Consider the following 19,351-nt stretch of genomic DNA (forward strand, 5'->3'; position numbering starts at 1 on the left):
CTGCTCCCCGCCCCGCCTACTCGGCTGCCAGTTTTTCGGTGCGCGCGCGGATGCGGCGCTCCATCTCGGGCCGGAAATGCCGGATCAGGCCCTGGATCGGCCACGCCGCCGCGTCGCCCAGCGCGCAGATCGTGTGGCCTTCCACCTGCTTGGTGACATCCTCGAGCGCGTCGATCTCCTCGAGCCGCGCATTGCCCGTGACCATGCGTTCCATGACGCGCCACATCCAGCCGGTGCCCTCGCGGCACGGCGTGCACTGGCCGCAGCTCTCGTGCTTGTAGAAGTAGCTGAGCCGCGCGATCGCCTTCACCACGTCGGTCGACTTGTCCATGACGATGACCGCCGCGGTGCCGAGGCCGGAACGCTGGTCGCGCAGCGAGTCGAAGTCCATCAGGACCGTGTCGCAGATCGCCTTGGGCAGCAGCGGCACCGACGCGCCGCCCGGAATCACCGCCAGCAGATTGTCCCAACCGCCGCGCACGCCGCCGCAGTGGCGCTCGATCAGCTCGCGCAGCGGGATGCCCATCTCCTCTTCCACGTTGCACGGCCGGTTCACGTGACCGGAGATGCAGAAGAGCTTGGTGCCGGTGTTGTTGGGCCGGCCGATGCCCGCAAACCAGGCCGCGCCGCGGCGCAGGATGGTCGGCGCAACGGCGATCGACTCGACGTTGTTCACCGTGGTCGGGCAGCCATAGAGGCCGGCGCCCGCCGGGAACGGCGGCTTCAGCCGCGGCATGCCCTTCTTGCCCTCGAGGCTCTCGAGCAGCGCGGTCTCCTCACCGCAGATATAGGCGCCGGCGCCGCGATGGACGTAGAGGTCGAAATCCCAGCCCGAGCCGCAGGCGTTCTTGCCGAGCAGGCCCGCGTCATAGGCCTCCTTGATCGCGGCGATCAGGTGCTGGGCCTCGTTGTAGAACTCGCCGCGCACGTAGATGTAGCCGGCATGGGCACGCATCGCGAAGCCCGCGACGAGGCAACCCTCGATCAGCAGGTGCGGATCGTGACGCATGATGTCGCGGTCCTTGCAGGTGCCGGGCTCCGACTCGTCGGCATTGACGACGAGATAGTGCGGCCGGTCCTTCACTTCCTTGGGCATGAAGGACCACTTCATGCCGGTCGGGAAGCCGGCGCCACCGCGACCACGCAGGCCCGACTTCTTCATCTCGTCGATGATCCAGTCGACGCCCTTGTCGAGGATCGCCTTGGTATTGTCCCAGGCGCCACGGGCGCGCGCGCCGGCCAGGCCCCAGTCCTGGACGCCGTAGAGATTGGTGAAGATGCGGTCCTTGTCGCCGAGCATCGTCTATTCGCCCTTCAGCGTTGTCAGGCCGCCCTCGGGCGCCGACGTCTGGCGGTCCACCTGCGGTCCGGGCCTCGGTGTCTCGCCGCGCCGCAGCGCATCGAGCACCTTGTTCATCGAAGCCTCGTCGAGGTCCTCGTAGAAATCGTCGTTCACCTGCACGACCGGCGCATTGACGCAGCCGCCGAGGCACTCGACCTCCTGCACGCTGAACGTCTCGCCGTCGGCAGCATGCTGGCAGGCCTTCATCACGGCATCTGAACCGCGCAGCCAGCACGGCGTCGTGGTGCAGACCTGCAGCAGGTACTTACCCTTCGGGCGCAGCTGGAACATCGTATAAAAGGTCGCGATCTCGTAGACGCGGATCGGCGCCATATCGAGGATACGCGCCACCTCGTTCATCGCCGCGCGCGGCAGCCAGCCCTGCTGGCGCTGAGCCAGGTCCAGCACCGCGATGACGGCGCTCGCCTGACGGCCCGGCGGGTAATGGGCAATCTGCTCCTCGACCTTCGCCATGTATTCGGGCGTGAAGGAAAAGCTCGCGACCTGCGGGACGTCCTTCGGGTCGGCGGTGATCATCGCCATCGCATCGTCTCCTAGCGGTCGATCTCGCCGAACACGATGTCGAGCGAGCCGATGTTCGCCGACATGTCGGCGAGCTGGTGTCCCTTGGTCATCATTTCGAGCGCCTGCAGGTGCGGGAATCCGGGAGCGCGGATCTTGCAGCGATACGGCTTGTTGGTGCCGTCGGACACCAGGTAGACGCCGAATTCGCCCTTGGGCGCCTCGACCGCCGTGTAGGTCTCGCCGGCGGGCACCTTGTAGCCCTCGGTGTAGAGCTTGAAGTGATGGATCAGCGCTTCCATCGAGCCCTTCATCTCGCCGCGGCGTGGCGGCGAAATCTTGCGGTCGTCGACCCGCACCGGCCCGCCGACCTTGCGAAGTGCGGCGATGCACTGCTCCATGATGCGGGCGCTCTGGTACATTTCCTCGATGCGCACGAGGTAGCGCGCATAGCAGTCGCCGGTCTTGCCGACCGGGATGTCGAAATCCATGCGGTCGTAGACGTCGTAGGGCTGCGACTTGCGCAGGTCCCAGGGCAGGCCCGAAGCGCGGATCAGCGGCCCGGAGAAGCCCCAGTCGAGCGCCTGATCGGCCGAAACCACGCCGATGTCGACCGTCCGCTGACGGAAGATGCGGTTGTCGTTCAGCAGGCTCTCGACGTCCTTCATGAACGGATAGAACTGCTTGATCCATCCTTCCATCGAATCGAGCATGCCCGCCGGCAGGTCCTGGTGGACGCCACCCGGCCGGAAGTAGGCCGCATGCATGCGCGAGCCACTCACCTGCTCGTAATATTCCATCAGCAGCTCGCGCTGCTCGAAGCCCCAGAGCGGCGGTGTGAGCGCGCCGACGTCCATCGCGAAGGTCGTGACGTTCAGCAGATGGTTGAGGATGCGCGTGATCTCGGAGAACAGCACGCGGATGTACTGGCCGCGCTCCGGCGCCTCGATGCCCAGCAGCTTCTCGACCGCGAGCGCGTAGGCATGCTCCTGGTTCATCGGCGAGACGTAGTCGAGCCGGTCGAAGTACGGGACCGCCTGCAGGTAGCTCTTGTACTCGATCAGCTTCTCGGTGCCGCGATGCAGCAGCCCGATGTGCGGATCGCAGCGCTCGACGATCTCGCCGTCCATCTCGACGACGAGACGCAGCACGCCGTGGGCCGCCGGATGCTGCGGCCCGAAGTTCATGGTCAGTGTCTTGATTTCGACGTCGGACATGTCAGTTCGCCTTCGCCGGAGCCGCCGCTGGTGCCGCGGCCGTCTCCTGGGCCTTCTCGTCGCCCGGAAGAACCTTGGGCGCGCCTTCCCAGGGGCTGAGGAAGTCGAAGCGGCGGAATTCCTGGGCGAGCTTCACCGGTTCGTAGACCACGCGCTTCTGGACATCGTCCCAGCGCAGCTCGACGAAGCCCGTCAGCGGGAAATCCTTGCGCAGCGGATGGCCCTCGAACCCGTAGTCGGTGAGGATGCGGCGCAGATCCGGGTGGTCCGAGAACCATACGCCGTAAAGATCGTAAGTCTCGCGCTCGAACCAGCCGGCCGAGCTGTAGACCGAAGCCGCGGACGGCACAGGCGTCGTCTCGTCCGTCTTCAGCTTCACGCGGATGCGCTGGTTGTTTTTGACGCTGAGCAGATTGTAGACGACGTCGAAGCGCTTCTCGCGCTCCGGCCAGTCGACGCCGCAGATGTCGATCAGCTGCGTGAACAGGCACTTCGGGTCGTCGCGCAGGTAGGTGAGAAGCGCGATCACCTTCTCCGGCGACGTTTCGAGCATCAGTTCGCCGAGTCGGATTTCGGTGTTCGACACCACGTCCGCCCGCGCCTGGACGATGTGGTCGCCAAGTTCCTTGAGAGCCTCGCTCATCAGCGCACCAGCGTGCCCGTACGACGGACCTTCTTCTGGAGCTGCAGCACGCCGTAGAGCAGCGCCTCGGCGGTCGGCGGACAGCCCGGCACATAGACGTCGACCGGCACGATGCGATCGCAGCCGCGCACGACGGAATAGCTGTAGTGATAGTAGCCGCCGCCATTGGCGCACGACCCCATCGAGATCACGTAGCGCGGCTCGGCCATCTGGTCGTAGACCTTGCGCAACGCGGGAGCCATCTTGTTGGTCAGCGTGCCGGCCACGATCATCACGTCCGCGGCGCGCGGGCTCGGCATCGGCGCGAAGCCGAAGCGATCGAGATCGTAGCGGCTCATCCAGCAGTGGATCATCTCGACGCCGCAGCAAGCCAGACCGAAGGTCAGCCCCCACATCGAGCCGGTGCGCGCCCAGGTGACCAGCTTGTCGAGCTGGGCCACGACGAAGCCCTTGTCGGCCAGCTCGTCGTTCAGCGCCCGCGACAGCGCCGCTTCGGCCGCCGTGTTGGGTTTGGCCGGAGTGATCACTCCCATTCCAGGGCTCCCTTACGCCACTCGTAGATGAAGCCCACCGTGAGCACGCCGAGGAACAACATCATCGACCAGAAGCCGAAGAGGCCGATATCCCCCAGCGCCACCGCCCACGGAAACAGGAACGCGACCTCGAGATCGAAGATGATGAAGAGAATCGCGACGAGGTAGAAGCGGACGTCGAACTGTCCGCGTGCATCGTCGAACGGTGCGAATCCGCACTCGAACGGCGACAGCTTCTCCGAGTTCGGATTCTGGCGGGCAATCAGGTATGACCCGCCGAGCATGGCGCAGACCAGCCCGAAGGCTAGTCCGAGGAAGATCAGGATTGGCAGGTATTCCCGCAGAAGAGCTTCCATCGCCACCCCTTGCGCCCGTTTATTATGGGCTGCCAGTGTTTGGGCTGGCGCGAGCGACGGGACTCGAACCCGCGACCTCCGGCGTGACAGGCCGGCATTCTAACCAACTGAACTACGCCCGCTTTCAGCCCCAAACGGCGCGCGGAGAAATATAGGAGCCCCTACTGGGTGTCAAGCATACCGCAGCCGCGAACGCGTGTGTAAGTGCCGGATTTTTCAGAGAATTTCCGCATGCCACCTGGCGACATCGCAGTTTGCGAACGCGAACTCACGATTGCGATTGATTCGCATGCCTTCGATCGATCCGCCGACCGCGATCTGCCGTGCGGGCGCGCACGGTAAAACACTGGCCCGCTTGGCTTTCGCCCGATTCTCCGCCTTCACCGACCTGCCACCGTCGAGCGCCCACTGCCGAGGACTTCGCGAGGGCGCACGGAGCTGCGGATTATTTCTGGCTGTAGGCTTTCAGGATCGCCGCCACGACCATGATCCCGACCCAGATCAGCCAAGCCTTGCCGAAATCGAATTTGAAGCCGAAGCGACCCGCTGCGATCGGGGCGATCCTCCCGAAGCGCTTTCGGGCCCAGATGTTGAGGATGTTGGTGTGCATCGCCTCGACGACACGCATGTAGTCCGCGGCGCCGGCGGCGGGCATCGTCCAGCTCGATACGGTGATGGCCCGCTCGTTGACGAGCGTGTGGCCCTCGATCCGCAGGCGGTTGAGGAAGGAGAGGCCCTCGCCCTCTTCTCCACGATGCCATCCGTCGCCGGTCCACCTGCGCGGCATCTTGAGGGTAGTGCGATGGGCCACCTGCCGCGGCCGTCCGAGGATAATGGCGCCCTCTCGCTCCGCCGACTTGAGAGTCCCCAGTTCGCTTGCCACCACGAGGTCGCAAATCTGGAAGGCGAGCCGCTTCCCGTCCGCCCTCCAGCAATCGGGAACATCGTATCTCAGGATCACGGTCAGGCAGTTGTCCGGACGGTCATCCTGGACCTCGATCGCACCGGTTTGACGGGCGCGCGGCCAGAAGGCCTGGACCTCCTTCAGCCGATCGTTCGCGTAATCGGCGGAGCCCCCGTTCGCGAACCTGTGACGCGCATCATCGGCGGCCCGCGAATAATACTCGACCTGCCTTGTCAGCCTCGCCGGGGAATCGGGCTTGGGCCCGACCTCGACTTCGTCCTCGACATTGACCTGCGGCGCCGGCTCGCCGGGCCCAATCTGCTCCAGCGCGTCGGCATCGCCCGAGAGCGGCAGTGCCCAGCCGAAATGAACCTGACTGAGCTTTGCCAGCCGGCCGGTTTGTTCGGGACAGGTGGGATCGAGCCAGTAGCTCGTCCCGTTCAGGCGCAGCCGCACGATGCAGTGGTTGAACAGGTCCGACGCCGCCAGGAAATCCGGCAGCGCGATGCCGTACGTCGTCGAGGTGAGCGCGGCGCAGGCCTCCAGTTCCAGGCGGCGTGCACCCGCGACATAGAGCTGGGCGGCGTCCTTGCAGTCGCCGAAACGGCTCGACCAGATCGCCGCCAGCCCGCGCGGCATGAGGCCGCCTTCGCCGAAAGACAGGGCGAAATAGCGAAGCTCCCGCTGTACGAAGCGGAGCCATTCGACGGCGCGATCTGCCGGGTCGGGATACCGTGTGGCCAGTTGGTCGATCTCACGGGCCAGTCCCTCGGGAATCTCGGCGGTTTCATAGTAAGGGGCGAACAGGCACGACACGTCCGACCACGCCGGAAATTCGCTGAACTGGAGGGTCGGCGCATGGAGATGCCAAGGCACCGCATACTCCTCGACCTCGTGGCGCGCGCCATCTTCCAGGCACCAGCGAGCGTCGACGACCCCATCCGCCACGGTGATCGCTTCTCCTGGCGGATCGTTGAACGCTCTGCTGGCGACGGGACGGTCGACCGGGCGAAGCTGACGGTGGCGGCACTGGTAGAATGGCTCGACGTCATCGAAGACCACCCAGCCGGCAAATTTTCCCTTCAGCGCCGGATTGCTGCCGGTGACCGTCAGCGCGGTCTCGACGATGTCGCCAACCCGCACGTCGGGAATCAACAACGAGGCCGTCAGCCGCCCGTTGAGGATCAGCATTTCGAGATTTGCTTCACGCCGGAACGTCTGGAACGCGTCGGCATGCGCATGTTCTATGATTTGCCCGTCGCGGAAGATGCGCACGTGATGAATGGCCACCCGCTCGTAGGCAGGGTCGAACTCCACCCCGAAATGCGAGACGCGTTCGGCGCCGGCGCGGGTGAGAACCTTCTGGACGCGCCGGAAGTGCCATTGTCGCTCGAGGGGGCACAGATTCACCTGGCTCTCGGACAGAAGCCGGCAGAGACCATTATCGATGAATCGCGACGCGCTCGGGTCTGCCGGAACGGCGTAGGGCGCGCACTCGACCCAGGTTGGCACCGGCTCGCAGCGCACCGCGGCCTGGGGTGCTGCAGGCACGCCTTCGATCTGCGTCACGCCGCGCTCCCCCGGATCGGCCATGGCAGTTGGTGGGCGATGACGGGATCGAACCGCCGACCAGTCCCGTGTAAAGGGAATGCTCTACCGCTGAGCTAATCGCCCGCCGTCGCTCCTAGCACAGCGGGCTGGGAAAAGCCTAGTTGATCGCGTCCTTGAGAGCCTTGCTGGCCTTGAAGCGCGGCACGATGGCCGCCGGGATCTTGATCTTCTCGCCGGTCTGGGGATTGCGCCCCTCGCCCGCCTGCCGCTTGGTCACCTGAAAGGTGCCGAACCCGACCAGCAGGACCTTTTCCTTCTTCTTCAGCGATTTGGTGATCACCGTGAGAATCGAATCGATGGCGTTTGCGGCGTCCGTCTTGGAAAGGTTCGTCGAAGCGGCGACGGCTGCGATCAGATCGTGCTTGTTCACGGCGAGCCTCTCCATGGTCCGGCAACTCGGGTCTCAAGGCGCTTATACCATATTTTGTAGCGCTGCCGATACGGATCGCATCATTTGGGCCAAAACGACGAAGCCCCGGATGAACCGGGGCTTCGCTTCGTTGTCGAGGACGGCCCTCAGTGGGCGCGGGCAGCCTCTGTCGGCTCGGCCGGCTTCGCCGCCACCGCGTCGAGATCGTTCACCCACTCGATGGCGACCACCGGCTTGACCAGCGCCCGGGCCAGAACCTCGTCCACCGTCGAGACCGGGACGATCTCCAGTCCCTTCTTCACGTTGTCGGGGATCTCCGGCAGATCGCGCTCATTCTCCTTGGGAATGAGCACGGTCTTGAGACCGCCGCGCAGGGCCGCCAGGAGCTTCTCTTTCAGGCCGCCGATCGGCATGACCCGCCCGCGGAGGCTGATCTCGCCGGTCATGGCCACTTCCTTGCGCACCGCGATGCCGGTTAGCGCCGACACGATGGAGGTGACCATCGCCACGCCGGCGGACGGTCCGTCCTTCGGCGTCGCGCCCTCCGGCACGTGGATGTGGATGTCGCGCTTCTCGAAGATGCTCGACTTGATGCCGAACATATGGGCACGCGACCGGACATACGCGTTGGCCGCCTGCACCGACTCCTGCATCACGTCACCCAGCTTGCCGGTGACGCTCATGCGGCCCCTTCCGGGAACCAGCACGGCCTCGATCTGCAGCAGTTCGCCGCCAACCTCGGTCCACGCCAGGCCCGTCGTGATGCCGACCAGATCCTCGAGCTCGGCCTCGCCGAACCGGAAGCGCCGGACGCCGGCGTACTTCTCCAGGTTCTTGGGGCCGATCTTCACCTTGGTCGTCCCCTTCATGAGGATTTCCTTGGTGGCCTTGCGGGCCAGGTTGGCGATCTCGCGCTCCAAGTTACGGACGCCCGCCTCGCGCGTGTAGTAGCGCACGAGGTCGCGCACCGCGTCGTCGTGGATGTCGATCTCGCTCTCCTTGAGACCGTTCGCCTCGACCTGCTTGGGGATCAGGTGCTTGCGCGTGATCGCGACCTTCTCGTCCTCGGTGTAGCCGGCGAGGCGGATGATCTCCATGCGGTCCAGCAGCGGCTGCGCCATCCGCAGCGAGTTGGCCGTGGTGATGAACATCACGTCCGACAGGTCGTAGTCGATCTCGAGATAGTGGTCGTTGAACGACGTGTTCTGCTCGGGGTCGAGGACCTCGAGCAGCGCCGACGACGGATCACCGCGGAAATCGGCACCGAGCTTGTCGATCTCGTCGAGCAGGAAGAGCGGGTTCGACGACTTCGCCTTCTTCATGCTCTGGATGACCTTACCCGGCAGCGAGCCGATATAGGTCCGGCGATGGCCGCGGATCTCCGCCTCGTCGCGCACGCCGCCCAGCGACATGCGAACGAAGTTGCGACCCGTCGCCTTGGCGATCGACTTGCCGAGCGAGGTCTTGCCGACGCCGGGCGGACCGACGAGGCACAGGATCGGGCCCTTCATCTTGTTCACGCGCTGCTGCACCGCGAGATACTCGAGGATACGTTCCTTCACCTTCTCGAGGCCGTGATGGTCGGCGTTGAGAATCTCCTCGGCGTACTTCAGATCCTTGATGATCTTGGTCGGCTTGCGCCACGGAATCGACAGCAGCCAGTCGAGGTAGTTGCGCACCACCGTCGCCTCGGCCGACATCGGGCTCATCGTCCTGAGCTTCTTCAGCTCGGCGTTGGCCTTCTCCCGCGCTTCCTTGCTGAGGCGTGTCTTCTTGATGCGCTTCTCCAGCTCGGAGACCTCGTCGCGACCGTCCTCGGTCTCGCCAAGCTCCTTCTGGATCGCCTTCATCTGCTCGTTCAGATAGTACTCGCGCTGCGTCTTCTCCATCTGACGCTTCACGCGATTGCGGATCTTCTTCTCGACCTGCAGGACGCCGATCTCGCCCTCCATGAGGCCGAGGATACGCTCCAGGCGCTTCGAGACCGAATCGAGCTCGAGCAGCTGCTGCTTCTCGGCGACCTTGAGCGCCAGGTGCGCGGAGATGGTGTCGGCGAGCTTGGCCGGCTCCTCGATCTTGTTGATCGAGACCACGACTTCCGGCGGCACCTTCTTGTTCAGCTTCACGTAGTTCTCGAACTCCGAGACTACGGTGCGGGCAGCCGCCTGCATTTCCGCACTGTCGCCGGTCGATTCTTCCATGTCGACGGCGCGCGCCTCGAAGAAATCGGCGCGATCGTTGTAGCCGGTGATCTTCACGCGACGACCGCCCTCGACCAGCACCTTGACGGTGTCGTCGGGCAACTTGAGCAGCTGCAGCACCGTGCCGAGCGTGCCGATCGTGTAGATGTCCTCGGGGCCCGGATCGTCCTGGCTCGCGTTCTTCTGGGCGATCAGCAAAATCTGCTTGTCGTCCTTCATGACCTCTTCGAGGGCCTTTACGCTCTTCTCGCGACCGACGAAGAGCGGCACGATCATGCCGGGAAACACGACGATGTCGCGCAGCGGCAGGACGGGATAGACGGTTCCTTGAATGGGGGCGTTCATGATGCCTCGCAACGTACGCTGTTAGAGCTACCCGTGCCTCGGCCGGGGATCCCTCTCGGGGCAATCCACGGCACGCGAACGCGCGCACTCGCTATCAGAGATTGGCCTGAACGAAGGGTTGTTCAAGCCCCGTCGGGGGAGACCGCCGGCGACGGTTGCCGCCGACGCTGCAAAACTCAGGCCGGAGCAGCCGCAACGCCTTCTTTGCGCTCGCCATGCACATAAAGCGGCTGGGCGCGACCCTCAATGACTTCCCGATTGATCACCACTTCCTCGACGCCGTCGAGCGACGGCAGGTCGTACATGGTGTCGAGCAGGACGGTCTCCATGATGGACCGGAGCCCGCGGGCGCCGGTCTTGCGCAGGATCGCCTTCTGGGCGACCGCGCGCAGGGCATCGTCGGAGAATTTGAGCTTCACGTTCTCCATGTCGAAGAGGCGCTGATACTGCTTGATCAGTGCGTTCTTCGGCCGGGTCAGGATCTCGATCAGCGCAACCTCGTCCAGGTCCTCGAGCGTCGCCACGACCGGCAATCGGCCCACGAACTCGGGGATCAGGCCGTAGCGCAGCAGGTCCTCGGGCTCGAGATCCTTCAGGATTTCACCGGTACGGCGATCCTCAGGCCCGCGCACTTCCGCGCCGAAGCCGATCGACGTGCCCTGGCGGCGCATCGAGATGAGCTTGTCGAGGCCGGCGAAGGCGCCGCCGCAGATGAACAGGATGTTCGTCGTGTCGACCTGCAGGAACTCCTGCTGCGGATGCTTGCGCCCGCCCTGCGGCGGCACGGAGGCCACGGTGCCCTCCATGATCTTCAGCAGCGCCTGCTGCACGCCCTCGCCCGACACGTCGCGGGTGATCGAGGGATTGTCGGACTTGCGGCTGATCTTATCGACCTCGTCGATATAGACGATGCCGCGCTGCGCCCGCTCGACATTGTAGTCGGCCGCCTGCAGCAGCTTCAGGATGATGTTCTCGACGTCCTCGCCGACATAGCCGGCTTCGGTGAGCGTCGTGGCGTCGGCCATCGTGAACGGCACGTCCAGCATGCGCGCCAGGGTCTGGGCGAGCAGCGTTTTGCCGCAGCCGGTCGGCCCGATCAGCATGATGTTGGACTTGGCGATCTCGACTTCGTTCGCCTTGCCGCCGTGGCTCAATCGTTTGTAATGATTGTGCACGGCGACGGAAAGGATGCGCTTGGCGCGGTCCTGCCCGATGACGTAATCGTCGAGGATCTGCCGGATCTCCTTTGGAGACGGCACGCCATCCTTCGACTTGACGAGAGTCGTCTTGCTCTCTTCCCTGATGATGTCCATGCAGAGTTCGACGCATTCATCGCAGATGAACACGGTCGGACCGGCAATGAGCTTGCGGACTTCATGCTGGCTCTTGCCGCAGAAGCTGCAATACAGGGTGTTGCGGGAATCACCCCCGGATTTGGCGGCTGGCATGTCGGTAACGCACCTCCGCTTGGGGGGCCCTACGACCTGCGGGCCCGCACACAAGCCTATGTTAAACGTGCCGCCCGGACGGCGACAACATCAAAATATGGTGTGTCGCCGTGCGAACGGGAAACAATTGGTCGCTGCTGCCCCTCAGGAGGCAGCCGCCTGGATGGTCGTGGGGGTCGGCCGCTTCTCGAGGACGTCGTCGATAAGGCCGAACTCCTTGGCTTCCAGAGGCGCGAAGAACTTGTCGCGCTCCATGGCAAGCTCGATCACCTCGAGCGGCTTGCCGGTATGTTCCACGTACATTTGGTTAAGCCGGGCCCGGGTCGCAAGGATCTCGCGGGCATGGATTTCGATGTCCGTGGCCTGGCCCTGGGCGCCGCCCGAGGGCTGATGGATCATGATCCGGGCGTTCGGCAGCGCGAAGCGCTTGCCCTTCTCGCCCGCGGTCAGCAGGAGCGAGCCCATCGACGCCGCCTGGCCATAGACCAGGGTCGAGATGTGCGGGCGGATGTAGCGCATGGTGTCGTAGATCGCCATGCCGGACGTCACCACGCCACCGGGCGAGTTGATGTAGAACGAGATGTCCTTGGTCGGATTCTCGGCTTCGAGGTACAGCAGCTGGGCGCAGAGCACGCCAGCCACATGGTCCTCGACCGGACCGTTCAGGAAGATGATCCGTTCCTTCAGCAACCTCGACCAGATGTCGTAGCCGCGTTCGCCGCGCGCCGATTGCTCGACCACCATCGGCACGTAGTAGTTGTTGTAGACTTCCAGCGGATCGCGGTCGCGAATCATCGCGGGCCCCCTTGAGTGACAGTGCTACGGGAAAGTGGCAGCGCCGGTGGCCCCATTCAAGGCCACCGGCTCCGGATCAGGTCGCCGCCGCTTCCGCAGGCTCGTCGTTTTCCGCCTCGCGTGCAGCCTTGAGCAGTTCCTCGGGAGTAACCGACTTCTCGGAAACCTTGGCCAGCTCCAGGATGAAGTCGACCGTCTTCTCCTCGAAGATCGGCGCCCGCAGCTGGTCCTTCGCCTCGGCATTCTTGCTGAAGAACTCCAGGACCTGGCGCTCCTGGCCCTGATAGCGCATGGCCTCGCGCATCACCGCCTGGTTGAGCTCCTCGGGGGTCACGTCGATGCTGTTGGAACGGCCGATATCGGCCAGCAGCAGGCCGAGACGCACGCGGCGCTCCGCGATGTCGCGGTACTCCTTGCGCATCTTCTCCTCGTCGCCCTCGAGCTTCTCGCCCTTCGCCTTGGCTTCCTCGATGCGCTGCCAGATCGCGTTGAACTCGCTCTCGACGAGGCCTTCCGGCACGTCGAACTTGTGGGTTTCCGCAAGCTTGTCGAGGAGCTGGCGCTTGATCATCGTGCGCGAGATCTGGTTGTAGTCCTGCCCGATGCGCTCGCCGATCGCCTTGCGCATGGCCTCCAGGTTCTCGAAGTTGCTCTTCTTCGCCAGCTCGTCATCCGCCGGCTTGTCGACGAACTCGTGGATTTCCTTGATCGTGCACTTGAACACCGCGTCCTTGCCGGCGAGTTCGGGCGCGCCGTACTCGGCCGGGAAGGTCACCTTGACGTCGACCGTCTTGCCGACCTCGGCGCCCATCAGCTGATCCTCGAAGCCGGGGATGAACGAGCCCGAGCCGAGTTCCAGCGTGTAGTCGCTGGCCGCGCCGCCGGGGAATTCGACACCGTCGACCGATCCCACGAAGTCGAGCTTGATCGCATCGTCCTTCTGCGCCGGACGCGGCGGATCCACGGGCTTCTGCTCGCGGTTCGCCTTGGCGATGCGCTCCAGCGCCTCGTCGATGTCCTTCTCCGGCACTTCCGCCTTCAGCCGCTCGAGCTCGATGCCCGAGAAGTCGAGCTTGCCGATTTCCGGCAGCACCTCGACCACGACCTCGAACTCGACGTCCTTGCCCTCTTCCAGCTGCTTCAGGTCGACGCGCGGCTGCAACGCCGGCTTCAGGCCGCGATCCTCGATCGCCTTCGCCGTGCTGGTGTTGACGGCCGCCTCGACGGCTTCGCCGAACAGCGCCTGCCCATACTGCTTCTTGAGGAGGCTGACCGGCACCTTGCCGGGACGGAAGCCCGGCAGGGCCGCCGTCTTCGCCATTTCGGCCAGGCGCTCGTCGATCTTCGCCGAGAGGTCGCTCGCGGGGACGACGATCTTGAACTGGTGCTTCAGGCCTTCGGCCGAGAGTTCCGTAACTTGCATTGTCTCACTTCCATTTCCTGGTGCGGGCGGAGGGACTTGAACCCCCACGCCTTGCGGCACGAGAACCTAAATCTCGCGTGTCTACCAATTCCACCACGCCCGCCCGAAGCTTTGCCCAAACGACATCCTGAGCCATCGGGGCGTGCCGCGAAGGCCGAATCGCGGGCCTCTTAGCCCGACCCCGATGAACGGTCAATTAAAGGACGACAGGGAGTGGAGAACACTCGGCAATTGCACGGGTAAATCCTCGGCGATCAGGCCGGGATGGCCGAACTGCAGCGCACATTCCCCATGCAGCCAGGCAGCAGCAGAGGCCGCGGCGAAAGGCGTGAGTCCCTGGGCCAGAAGTCCGCCGATGAGCCCCGAGAGCACGTCGCCCGATCCGGCCGTCGCCAGCGCCGGCGAGGCATGGACGTTGATCACCGCGCGGCCATCCGGCTCGGCGATCACGGTATCGGGCCCCTTGAGCAGGACGGTCGCTCCGCTCCGCGCCGCCGCCTGCCTCACCCGCTCCAGCTTGCCAGTCTGGCCGCCCAGGTCGGGGAACAGCCGCCTGAATTCGCCCTCATGCGGCGTCAGCACCGTCGGCCCTGCGATGCGGCCGAACAGGAGATCGGGATCGCCGGAGAAGACGGTGATAGCGTCGGCATCCAGCACCACCCGGCGCCGGGCGTCGAGCGCTGCGAGGACGGCGTCCTTCGTTCGCTCGATCACGCCCGATCCCGGACCGATCAGCACCGCATTCCGCCGCTCGTCTTCCAGCAGACGGGCGAACATCGGGCCATCGTCGGCCTCGACGACGAGATTTCCGGGCTCGGCCGCCTGATAGGCCGTCATCGTCGAGCGGAAACCCGCGATCGTCACCAGTCCGGCCCCGACCCGGCGCGCGGCCAACGCCGCCAGCCGCGCCGCGCCCGTGGCATGGGGCCCGGCCAGGATGGTGAGATGGCCCCGCGCATACTTGTGGTCGCCGATGTCCTCGCGGCGCAGCAGGTGCGCCCACAGGGCCGGCGCATTGAGCCAGGCCCGGGGCCCGATCGAGTCCAACGCGGCCGCGGGAATGCCGATGTCGACGATGCGGAGAGCCCCGCAACGGCGCAGCCCCTCGACCGAATAGTGGCCCGGCTTGGCGCGAAAGAAAGACACGGTCGATTCTGCCCGAAAGGCGCGGCCGAGGATCTCTCCCGTGTCGCCATGGAGGCCGCTCGGCACGTCGATGGCGACCACGGGCAGGCTACGCTCGCTCACCAGGTCGATCGCGGCGGCAATCTCTCCATCGACGGGACGGCTCAGGCCCGCCCCGAAGATGGCGTCGATCACCAGGGCGGCGCCTTCCAGCAGCGCCGGCGACCAGCGCTCGACCGGCCCCGTCCAGGTCCCGGCGGCCCAGGCGGCATCGCCCTTGAGGCCCTCGACCTCGCCAAAGAGAATCACGCGTACGGGCCAGCCCGCCGCCTGCAGATGCCGGGCCGCGACGAAGCCGTCGCCGCCATTGTTGCCCGGTCCGCAGAGCACGATGACGGGACGACGTGCATGGCGCTCCATGACGGCGACGGCCACCGACTGTCCGGCGGCCTCCATGAGAGTCGGTCCGGAAACACCGGCCGCGATGGCAAAGGCATCGGCCTTCGCCATCTGCCCGCAGCCGAGAAGCGCAAGTGCGTCGTTGGGAATGAGATCGTTCACGTCAGGCCTTGGCGGCATGGAACGGGGGCGATTGGGGCGGCCGACCGGAATTGAACCGGCGACATCCAGAATCACAATCTGGCGCTCTAACCAACTGAGCTACGGCCGCCATCGCGGATCGCTCCCGACGAAGCGCGCCTTCCTACGCTCCAGCGGCCGGAGCGTCAACAATCAGCAGACGTCTTGGGCAGGAGTCGATCGATGGCATGTATCCACACGGCGCAAGCCCCCTCGAACGACAGTTCGAACGGGCCGCGCAGACGTGCCCAACTCTCGAAATCGACCAGGGCCTCGATCGCGAGCACCGTCTGGCGGCGCTCGCGTGGCGTCAGGGTCGCCAGTTCCGGCGCATAGATCTCCTCGATGCGCCGCATCACCATTTCGCGAATGACACGGATGCGCGCCTTCAGTTCCGGCGATTCGCCCTGGTTGGCATTGAGGGCTCGCCACAGGGGCAGCCATTCCTCGCAGGTGCGACCGCGCGTCTCGACATGGATTTCCAGCCGCTGCATGCGCGTCCCGTTCGTCGGCTGAGCGGCCACCTGGGCCGAGGCCCTGAGCAGCGCCTCGTCGGTCGCCGCAACTCGCAAGGCGTGCAGGTCCGGGAAGCGTTCGAAGACCGATCGCACCGAGTAGCCGGCGCGCTGTGCGATAGAAGCGGCTGTGGGTATCTGCGGCCTCTCGCGGAGCAGGGCCAGGTAGGCATCGATGATGAGCTGGCGCGTGCGGGCGCTTCGCAGTCTTCGACCGTCCTTGAGCTCGGGCGTCGAGGATGCGGCAGGCACCCCTTCACCCGCCGCGGTCACGCGGCGTCGCTCCGGTTCCGGGGCAGCAACCGGTCGATCGTCTGGATCCAGACCTCGCAGGCCTCGTCGACGGACAGGCCGAAGTATTCGCGCATGCGTTCCCAGCTTTCGACGTCGGTCAGCGCCTCCAGCACGATCAGCATCTGACGCCGCTCCTCGGGCTGCATCGTGGCGAACTCCGGCGCGAACATCAGCTCCATGCGTTCCGTTACGCTGTCGCGCGCAAATCGGACGCGTGACTTCAGTTCCGGCGAATCACCCTGGTTCACCACCAGCGACCGCCACAGGCGCACCCAGCGTTCGCACGACTGGCTGCGCGTGCGTACGTGCGCCTCGATCCTGCTCGCGCGCTCGCCCTCGACGCCCCGCGGCGGCGCCAACGCCGACACCTGCGCGAAGCAGTAATCGACCGCCGCGACCTGCAGGGCGAGGATGTCGGGAAAACGCTCGAAGATCGACCGCACCGAGTATCCAGCCTTCGCCGCGATCTCGGCCGCGGTCGGCACGCGCGGCGACAGGTCCTGAGCGAGCGCGAGGTAGGCCTCGATGATGAGCTGCTTCGTACGCTCACTGCGCAGCCGGCGGCCGTCCACTTTCACCGGCTGGACAGTCATGTGCGAGCCCCGCCATCCGGTGTGGCCGGCAGGATCCGGTCGATGGCGGCGATCCAGGCCGCGCAGCCTTCGGCGAACGAGAGACCGTACATGTCGCGAAGTCGCGCCCAGCTCTCGATGTCTGTGATTGCTTCGAGAGCGATCAGGACATTGCGGCGCTCGACCTCCGGGAGCGCCGTCAGTTCGAGCCGGTACATGAGCTCCATGCGCTCGATCGTCCGGTCGCGGGCAACCTTGATGCGGATCTTCAAGTCGTCGTTCTCATCGACGTTGAACGTCAACGCCCGCCACAACGAAATGCCCCGCTCGCAGGTCCCTGCCCTGGTCTCGACGTGCGACCGGATGCGCGTTGCCCGGTCGCCATCGACGTCGCGGGCGGGCGCCAGCGCCGCCGCGTGGGCCAGCGCGTAATCGGCCGCGGCGACGCGCAACGTGTGAAGATCGGGGAAACGTTCGAAGATGGACCGGACGGAGTATCCCGCGCGCTCCGCGATCTCCGCCGCCGTTGGTACCGGGGTTTGGGGATTCTCGCGGATCAGGGCCAGATAGGCTTCGACGATGAGTTGCTTGGTCCGCTCACTGCGGAGCCGGCGGCCGTCCACCCTGATGTTCTTCGCCGGAGCCGGGTGGCGGGCATGAGGGTCGATCCAGCTCATTCCGCCAGCCAACTCGCCGGCCGGAGCCAGGTTGCGATTCCGCAACTCGCAGAGCGACTTACAAGCATTCTCAACGCAAACACCTCGGACACCGGTCTTTGCCCCACCGAAACGGGGCAACAATTGCATCCTATGTCCACATCAATGCAAATACCAGCCGATCAGCTGCCAAAATGTTTCGCCAAACGAGAGATGGCGCTGTCGAGCGTGCTGTCGTGCTTGCAGAAGCAGAAGCGCGCGAAATGTCGGGGCGCCGCTTCGGACTGGTAGAAGGCGCTGACCGGCACCGCCGTCACCCCGGCCTCGACCGTGATGTGCCGGCAGAAATCCTCGTCGGTTCCGTTGAATCCCAGCGGTCGGAAGTCCGTGGTGACGAAATACGTCCCGTGCGACGGCAGGACGTCGAAACCGATCGTGGCCAGAGCCCCGGCGAGATGGTCGCGCTTGCGCTGCATGTCGGCCGCCAGGGTCGAGAAGTACCGATCGTCCAGGCGCAGTCCGGTCGCGGCGCCCCATTGCAGGTTGGGCGGCGTCGTGAAGGTCATGAACTGGTGGGTCCTGGCGATCGCCTTCATCAGCTCCGGCGCCGCGGTGATGTAGCCCACCTTCCAGCCGGTGAGGCTGAAGCTCTTGCCGGCGGAGCCGATCCGGACCGTCCGGTCGCGCATGCCCGGCAGGGTCATCAGCGAGATGTGGCGCCGATCGTCGAAGATGATGTGCTCGTAGACCTCGTCGCAGATCGCGTAGACATCGTGCTCGAGGCACAGCCCGGCGATGAAATCGAGTTCCTCGCGGTCGAACACCTTGGAGCAGGGATTCATCGGCGTATTGAACAGGATGAGCTTGGTCTTCGGTCCGAACGCCGCCGCCAGCTCCTCCCGGGGCAGACGCCAGGTCGGCGGCTCCAGGCGCACCAGCTTCGGCACGCCCCCTGCCCGCCGCACGATCGGCAGATAGGAATCGTACAGCGGCTCGATCAGCACGACTTCGTCGCCCGGCTCGATCAGGCCGAACAGGCAGTCGCCCAGCGCCTCGGTCGCCCCGGAGGTCACGAGCACTTCGCCCTGCCAGTCTATGTCGAGCCCCTGGAAACGCGCGGCGTGCGCGGCCACCGCCTGGCGCAGCTCGGGAATGCCCATCATCGGCGGGTACTGGTTGTGGCCGTTCAGCAGATAGTCCGCGGCCGCCGCCCTCACCTCCTCCGGTCCCTTGTCGTCGGGAAAGCCCTGCCCGAGATTGACCGACTGGTGCTCGCGGGCCAGCGCCGACATGACTTCGAAGACCGTCGTGCCGAGACCGGCCATCGTGGAGTTTGCGGATTTCATGCGGACTTCTCTCAGTGTCTACTTTTTGCGCTGTATTTTGTTTGTCTTTTAATCAATCCGCCCTCAAAACAGACAGACCGAAGCCGGATTTCCCGCACTACCCTGTGGAAAATTCTGGCATGAAGTGTGCTTCCCTATCCTGACACGGGCTCTTCTGATCGGAGGGCCCGGTGCCTTCGTGCGGAGTGTCTCAAGCCCAATGAAGAAGATCGAAGCGATCATCAAGCCCTTCAAGCTGGACGAGGTGAAGGATGCCCTCAACCAGATCGGCCTGAAAGGCATCACGGTTCTCGAGGCCAAGGGCTTCGGCCGGCAGAAAGGCCATACCGAGCTTTATCGTGGCGCAGAGTACGTCGTCGACTTCCTGCCGAAGGTGAAGCTGGAACTCATCATCGAGGACGAGATGGTGGAAAAGGCGGTCGAGGCCATCCGTGCCTCCGCCCATACCGGTCGCATCGGCGACGGCAAGATCTTCGTGTCGAGCATCGACGACGCGATTCGAATTCGTACTGGTGAGCGTGGTGACGCCGCCGTATGAGGACCCGGCCTTTCGG

Annotated in this window: 18 protein-coding genes and 4 tRNA genes; 1 reads left to right on the top strand and 21 read right to left on the bottom strand. The window is 65.0% G+C overall.

Annotation, left to right across the window (positions count from 1 at the left end; translation table 11 throughout):
- Positions 1–16 precede the first annotated feature (16 nt).
- From nuoF to ACO07K_RS11610, 21 genes are all read right to left on the bottom strand, one after another.
- The gene (nuoF, locus tag ACO07K_RS11510) at positions 17–1,300 is read right to left on the bottom strand and encodes an NADH-quinone oxidoreductase subunit NuoF (protein WP_422036067.1); all 1,284 of its coding nucleotides are present in this window, start codon (positions 1,298–1,300) and stop codon (positions 17–19) included.
- Between the two features lie 3 nt (positions 1,301–1,303).
- Entirely contained in the window at positions 1,304–1,885 is a 582-nt protein-coding gene (locus ACO07K_RS11515; RefSeq protein ID WP_422036068.1) for a complex I 24 kDa subunit family protein, read from the bottom strand.
- 11 nt (positions 1,886–1,896) lie between these two features.
- On the bottom strand, positions 1,897–3,081 hold the full coding sequence (locus ACO07K_RS11520) for an NADH-quinone oxidoreductase subunit D (RefSeq protein ID WP_422036069.1): 1,185 nt from the start codon (positions 3,079–3,081) through the stop codon (positions 1,897–1,899).
- A 1-nt stretch (position 3,082) separates the two neighbouring features.
- Positions 3,083–3,724 carry an NADH-quinone oxidoreductase subunit C gene (locus ACO07K_RS11525; RefSeq protein WP_422036070.1) on the bottom strand — a complete coding sequence of 214 codons (642 nt, stop codon included), beginning with the start codon at positions 3,722–3,724 and terminating at the stop codon, positions 3,083–3,085.
- Entirely contained in the window at positions 3,724–4,257 is a 534-nt protein-coding gene (locus ACO07K_RS11530; RefSeq protein WP_422036071.1) for a NuoB/complex I 20 kDa subunit family protein, read from the bottom strand. The genes ACO07K_RS11525 and ACO07K_RS11530 overlap by 1 nt, the downstream gene beginning before the upstream one ends.
- A complete protein-coding gene (locus ACO07K_RS11535) occupies positions 4,248–4,613 on the bottom strand; it encodes an NADH-quinone oxidoreductase subunit A (RefSeq protein ID WP_068198877.1) in 366 nt (121 codons plus the stop codon). Before ACO07K_RS11535 ends, ACO07K_RS11530 begins: the two co-directional genes overlap by 10 nt.
- A 45-nt stretch (positions 4,614–4,658) precedes the next feature.
- A tRNA-Asp gene (locus ACO07K_RS11540) sits at positions 4,659–4,735 on the bottom strand.
- A 323-nt stretch (positions 4,736–5,058) separates the two neighbouring features.
- Positions 5,059–7,086, bottom strand: coding sequence for a DUF3857 domain-containing protein (locus tag ACO07K_RS11545; protein WP_422036072.1), 2,028 nt, complete (start codon positions 7,084–7,086; stop codon positions 5,059–5,061).
- A 30-nt stretch (positions 7,087–7,116) separates the two neighbouring features.
- A tRNA-Val gene (locus tag ACO07K_RS11550) sits at positions 7,117–7,191 on the bottom strand.
- 34 nt (positions 7,192–7,225) lie between these two features.
- On the bottom strand, positions 7,226–7,498 hold the full coding sequence (locus tag ACO07K_RS11555) for an HU family DNA-binding protein (protein ID WP_422036073.1): 273 nt from the start codon (positions 7,496–7,498) through the stop codon (positions 7,226–7,228).
- A gap of 146 nt (positions 7,499–7,644) precedes the next feature.
- Complete coding sequence (lon, locus tag ACO07K_RS11560) at positions 7,645–10,044, bottom strand: endopeptidase La (RefSeq protein ID WP_422036074.1); 2,400 nt, start codon at positions 10,042–10,044, stop codon at positions 7,645–7,647.
- 176 nt (positions 10,045–10,220) lie between these two features.
- A complete protein-coding gene (gene clpX / locus ACO07K_RS11565; protein WP_422013734.1) occupies positions 10,221–11,492 on the bottom strand; it encodes an ATP-dependent Clp protease ATP-binding subunit ClpX in 1,272 nt (423 codons plus the stop codon).
- Between the two features lie 144 nt (positions 11,493–11,636).
- Positions 11,637–12,287: an ATP-dependent Clp protease proteolytic subunit gene (locus ACO07K_RS11570; RefSeq protein WP_422013732.1), complete on the bottom strand. Its 651-nt coding sequence runs from the start codon at positions 12,285–12,287 to the stop codon at positions 11,637–11,639.
- 76 nt (positions 12,288–12,363) lie between these two features.
- On the bottom strand, positions 12,364–13,710 hold the full coding sequence (tig, locus tag ACO07K_RS11575) for a trigger factor (protein WP_422036075.1): 1,347 nt from the start codon (positions 13,708–13,710) through the stop codon (positions 12,364–12,366).
- A gap of 18 nt (positions 13,711–13,728) precedes the next feature.
- Positions 13,729–13,813, bottom strand: a tRNA-Leu gene (locus tag ACO07K_RS11580).
- A gap of 89 nt (positions 13,814–13,902) precedes the next feature.
- On the bottom strand, positions 13,903–15,396 hold the full coding sequence (locus ACO07K_RS11585; protein ID WP_422036076.1) for an NAD(P)H-hydrate dehydratase: 1,494 nt from the start codon (positions 15,394–15,396) through the stop codon (positions 13,903–13,905).
- Between the two features lie 32 nt (positions 15,397–15,428).
- Positions 15,429–15,505: transfer RNA gene (locus ACO07K_RS11590), tRNA-His, on the bottom strand.
- A 55-nt stretch (positions 15,506–15,560) separates the two neighbouring features.
- The gene (locus tag ACO07K_RS11595) at positions 15,561–16,181 is read right to left on the bottom strand and encodes a TetR/AcrR family transcriptional regulator (protein ID WP_422036077.1); all 621 of its coding nucleotides are present in this window, start codon (positions 16,179–16,181) and stop codon (positions 15,561–15,563) included.
- Positions 16,182–16,198: 17 nt separating this feature from the next.
- Positions 16,199–16,816, bottom strand: a complete 618-nt coding sequence (locus ACO07K_RS11600) for a TetR/AcrR family transcriptional regulator (RefSeq protein WP_422036078.1) — start codon at positions 16,814–16,816, stop codon at positions 16,199–16,201.
- Positions 16,813–17,472, bottom strand: coding sequence for a TetR/AcrR family transcriptional regulator (locus ACO07K_RS11605; protein WP_422036079.1), 660 nt, complete (start codon positions 17,470–17,472; stop codon positions 16,813–16,815). The genes ACO07K_RS11600 and ACO07K_RS11605 overlap by 4 nt, the downstream gene beginning before the upstream one ends.
- A 161-nt stretch (positions 17,473–17,633) precedes the next feature.
- Positions 17,634–18,797 (bottom strand): aminotransferase, encoded by a 1,164-nt coding sequence (locus ACO07K_RS11610; RefSeq protein WP_422036080.1) that lies wholly within the window; start codon positions 18,795–18,797, stop codon positions 17,634–17,636.
- 199 nt (positions 18,798–18,996) lie between these two features.
- Between ACO07K_RS11610 and ACO07K_RS11615 the strand changes: the two genes are divergently transcribed.
- Positions 18,997–19,335, top strand: coding sequence for a P-II family nitrogen regulator (locus ACO07K_RS11615; protein ID WP_324504790.1), 339 nt, complete (start codon positions 18,997–18,999; stop codon positions 19,333–19,335).
- The last annotated feature ends 16 nt before the right edge of the window (positions 19,336–19,351 follow it).

The sequence above is a fragment of the Reyranella sp. genome, assembly GCF_965228225.1.
GTDB lineage: Bacteria > Pseudomonadota > Alphaproteobacteria > Reyranellales > Reyranellaceae > Reyranella.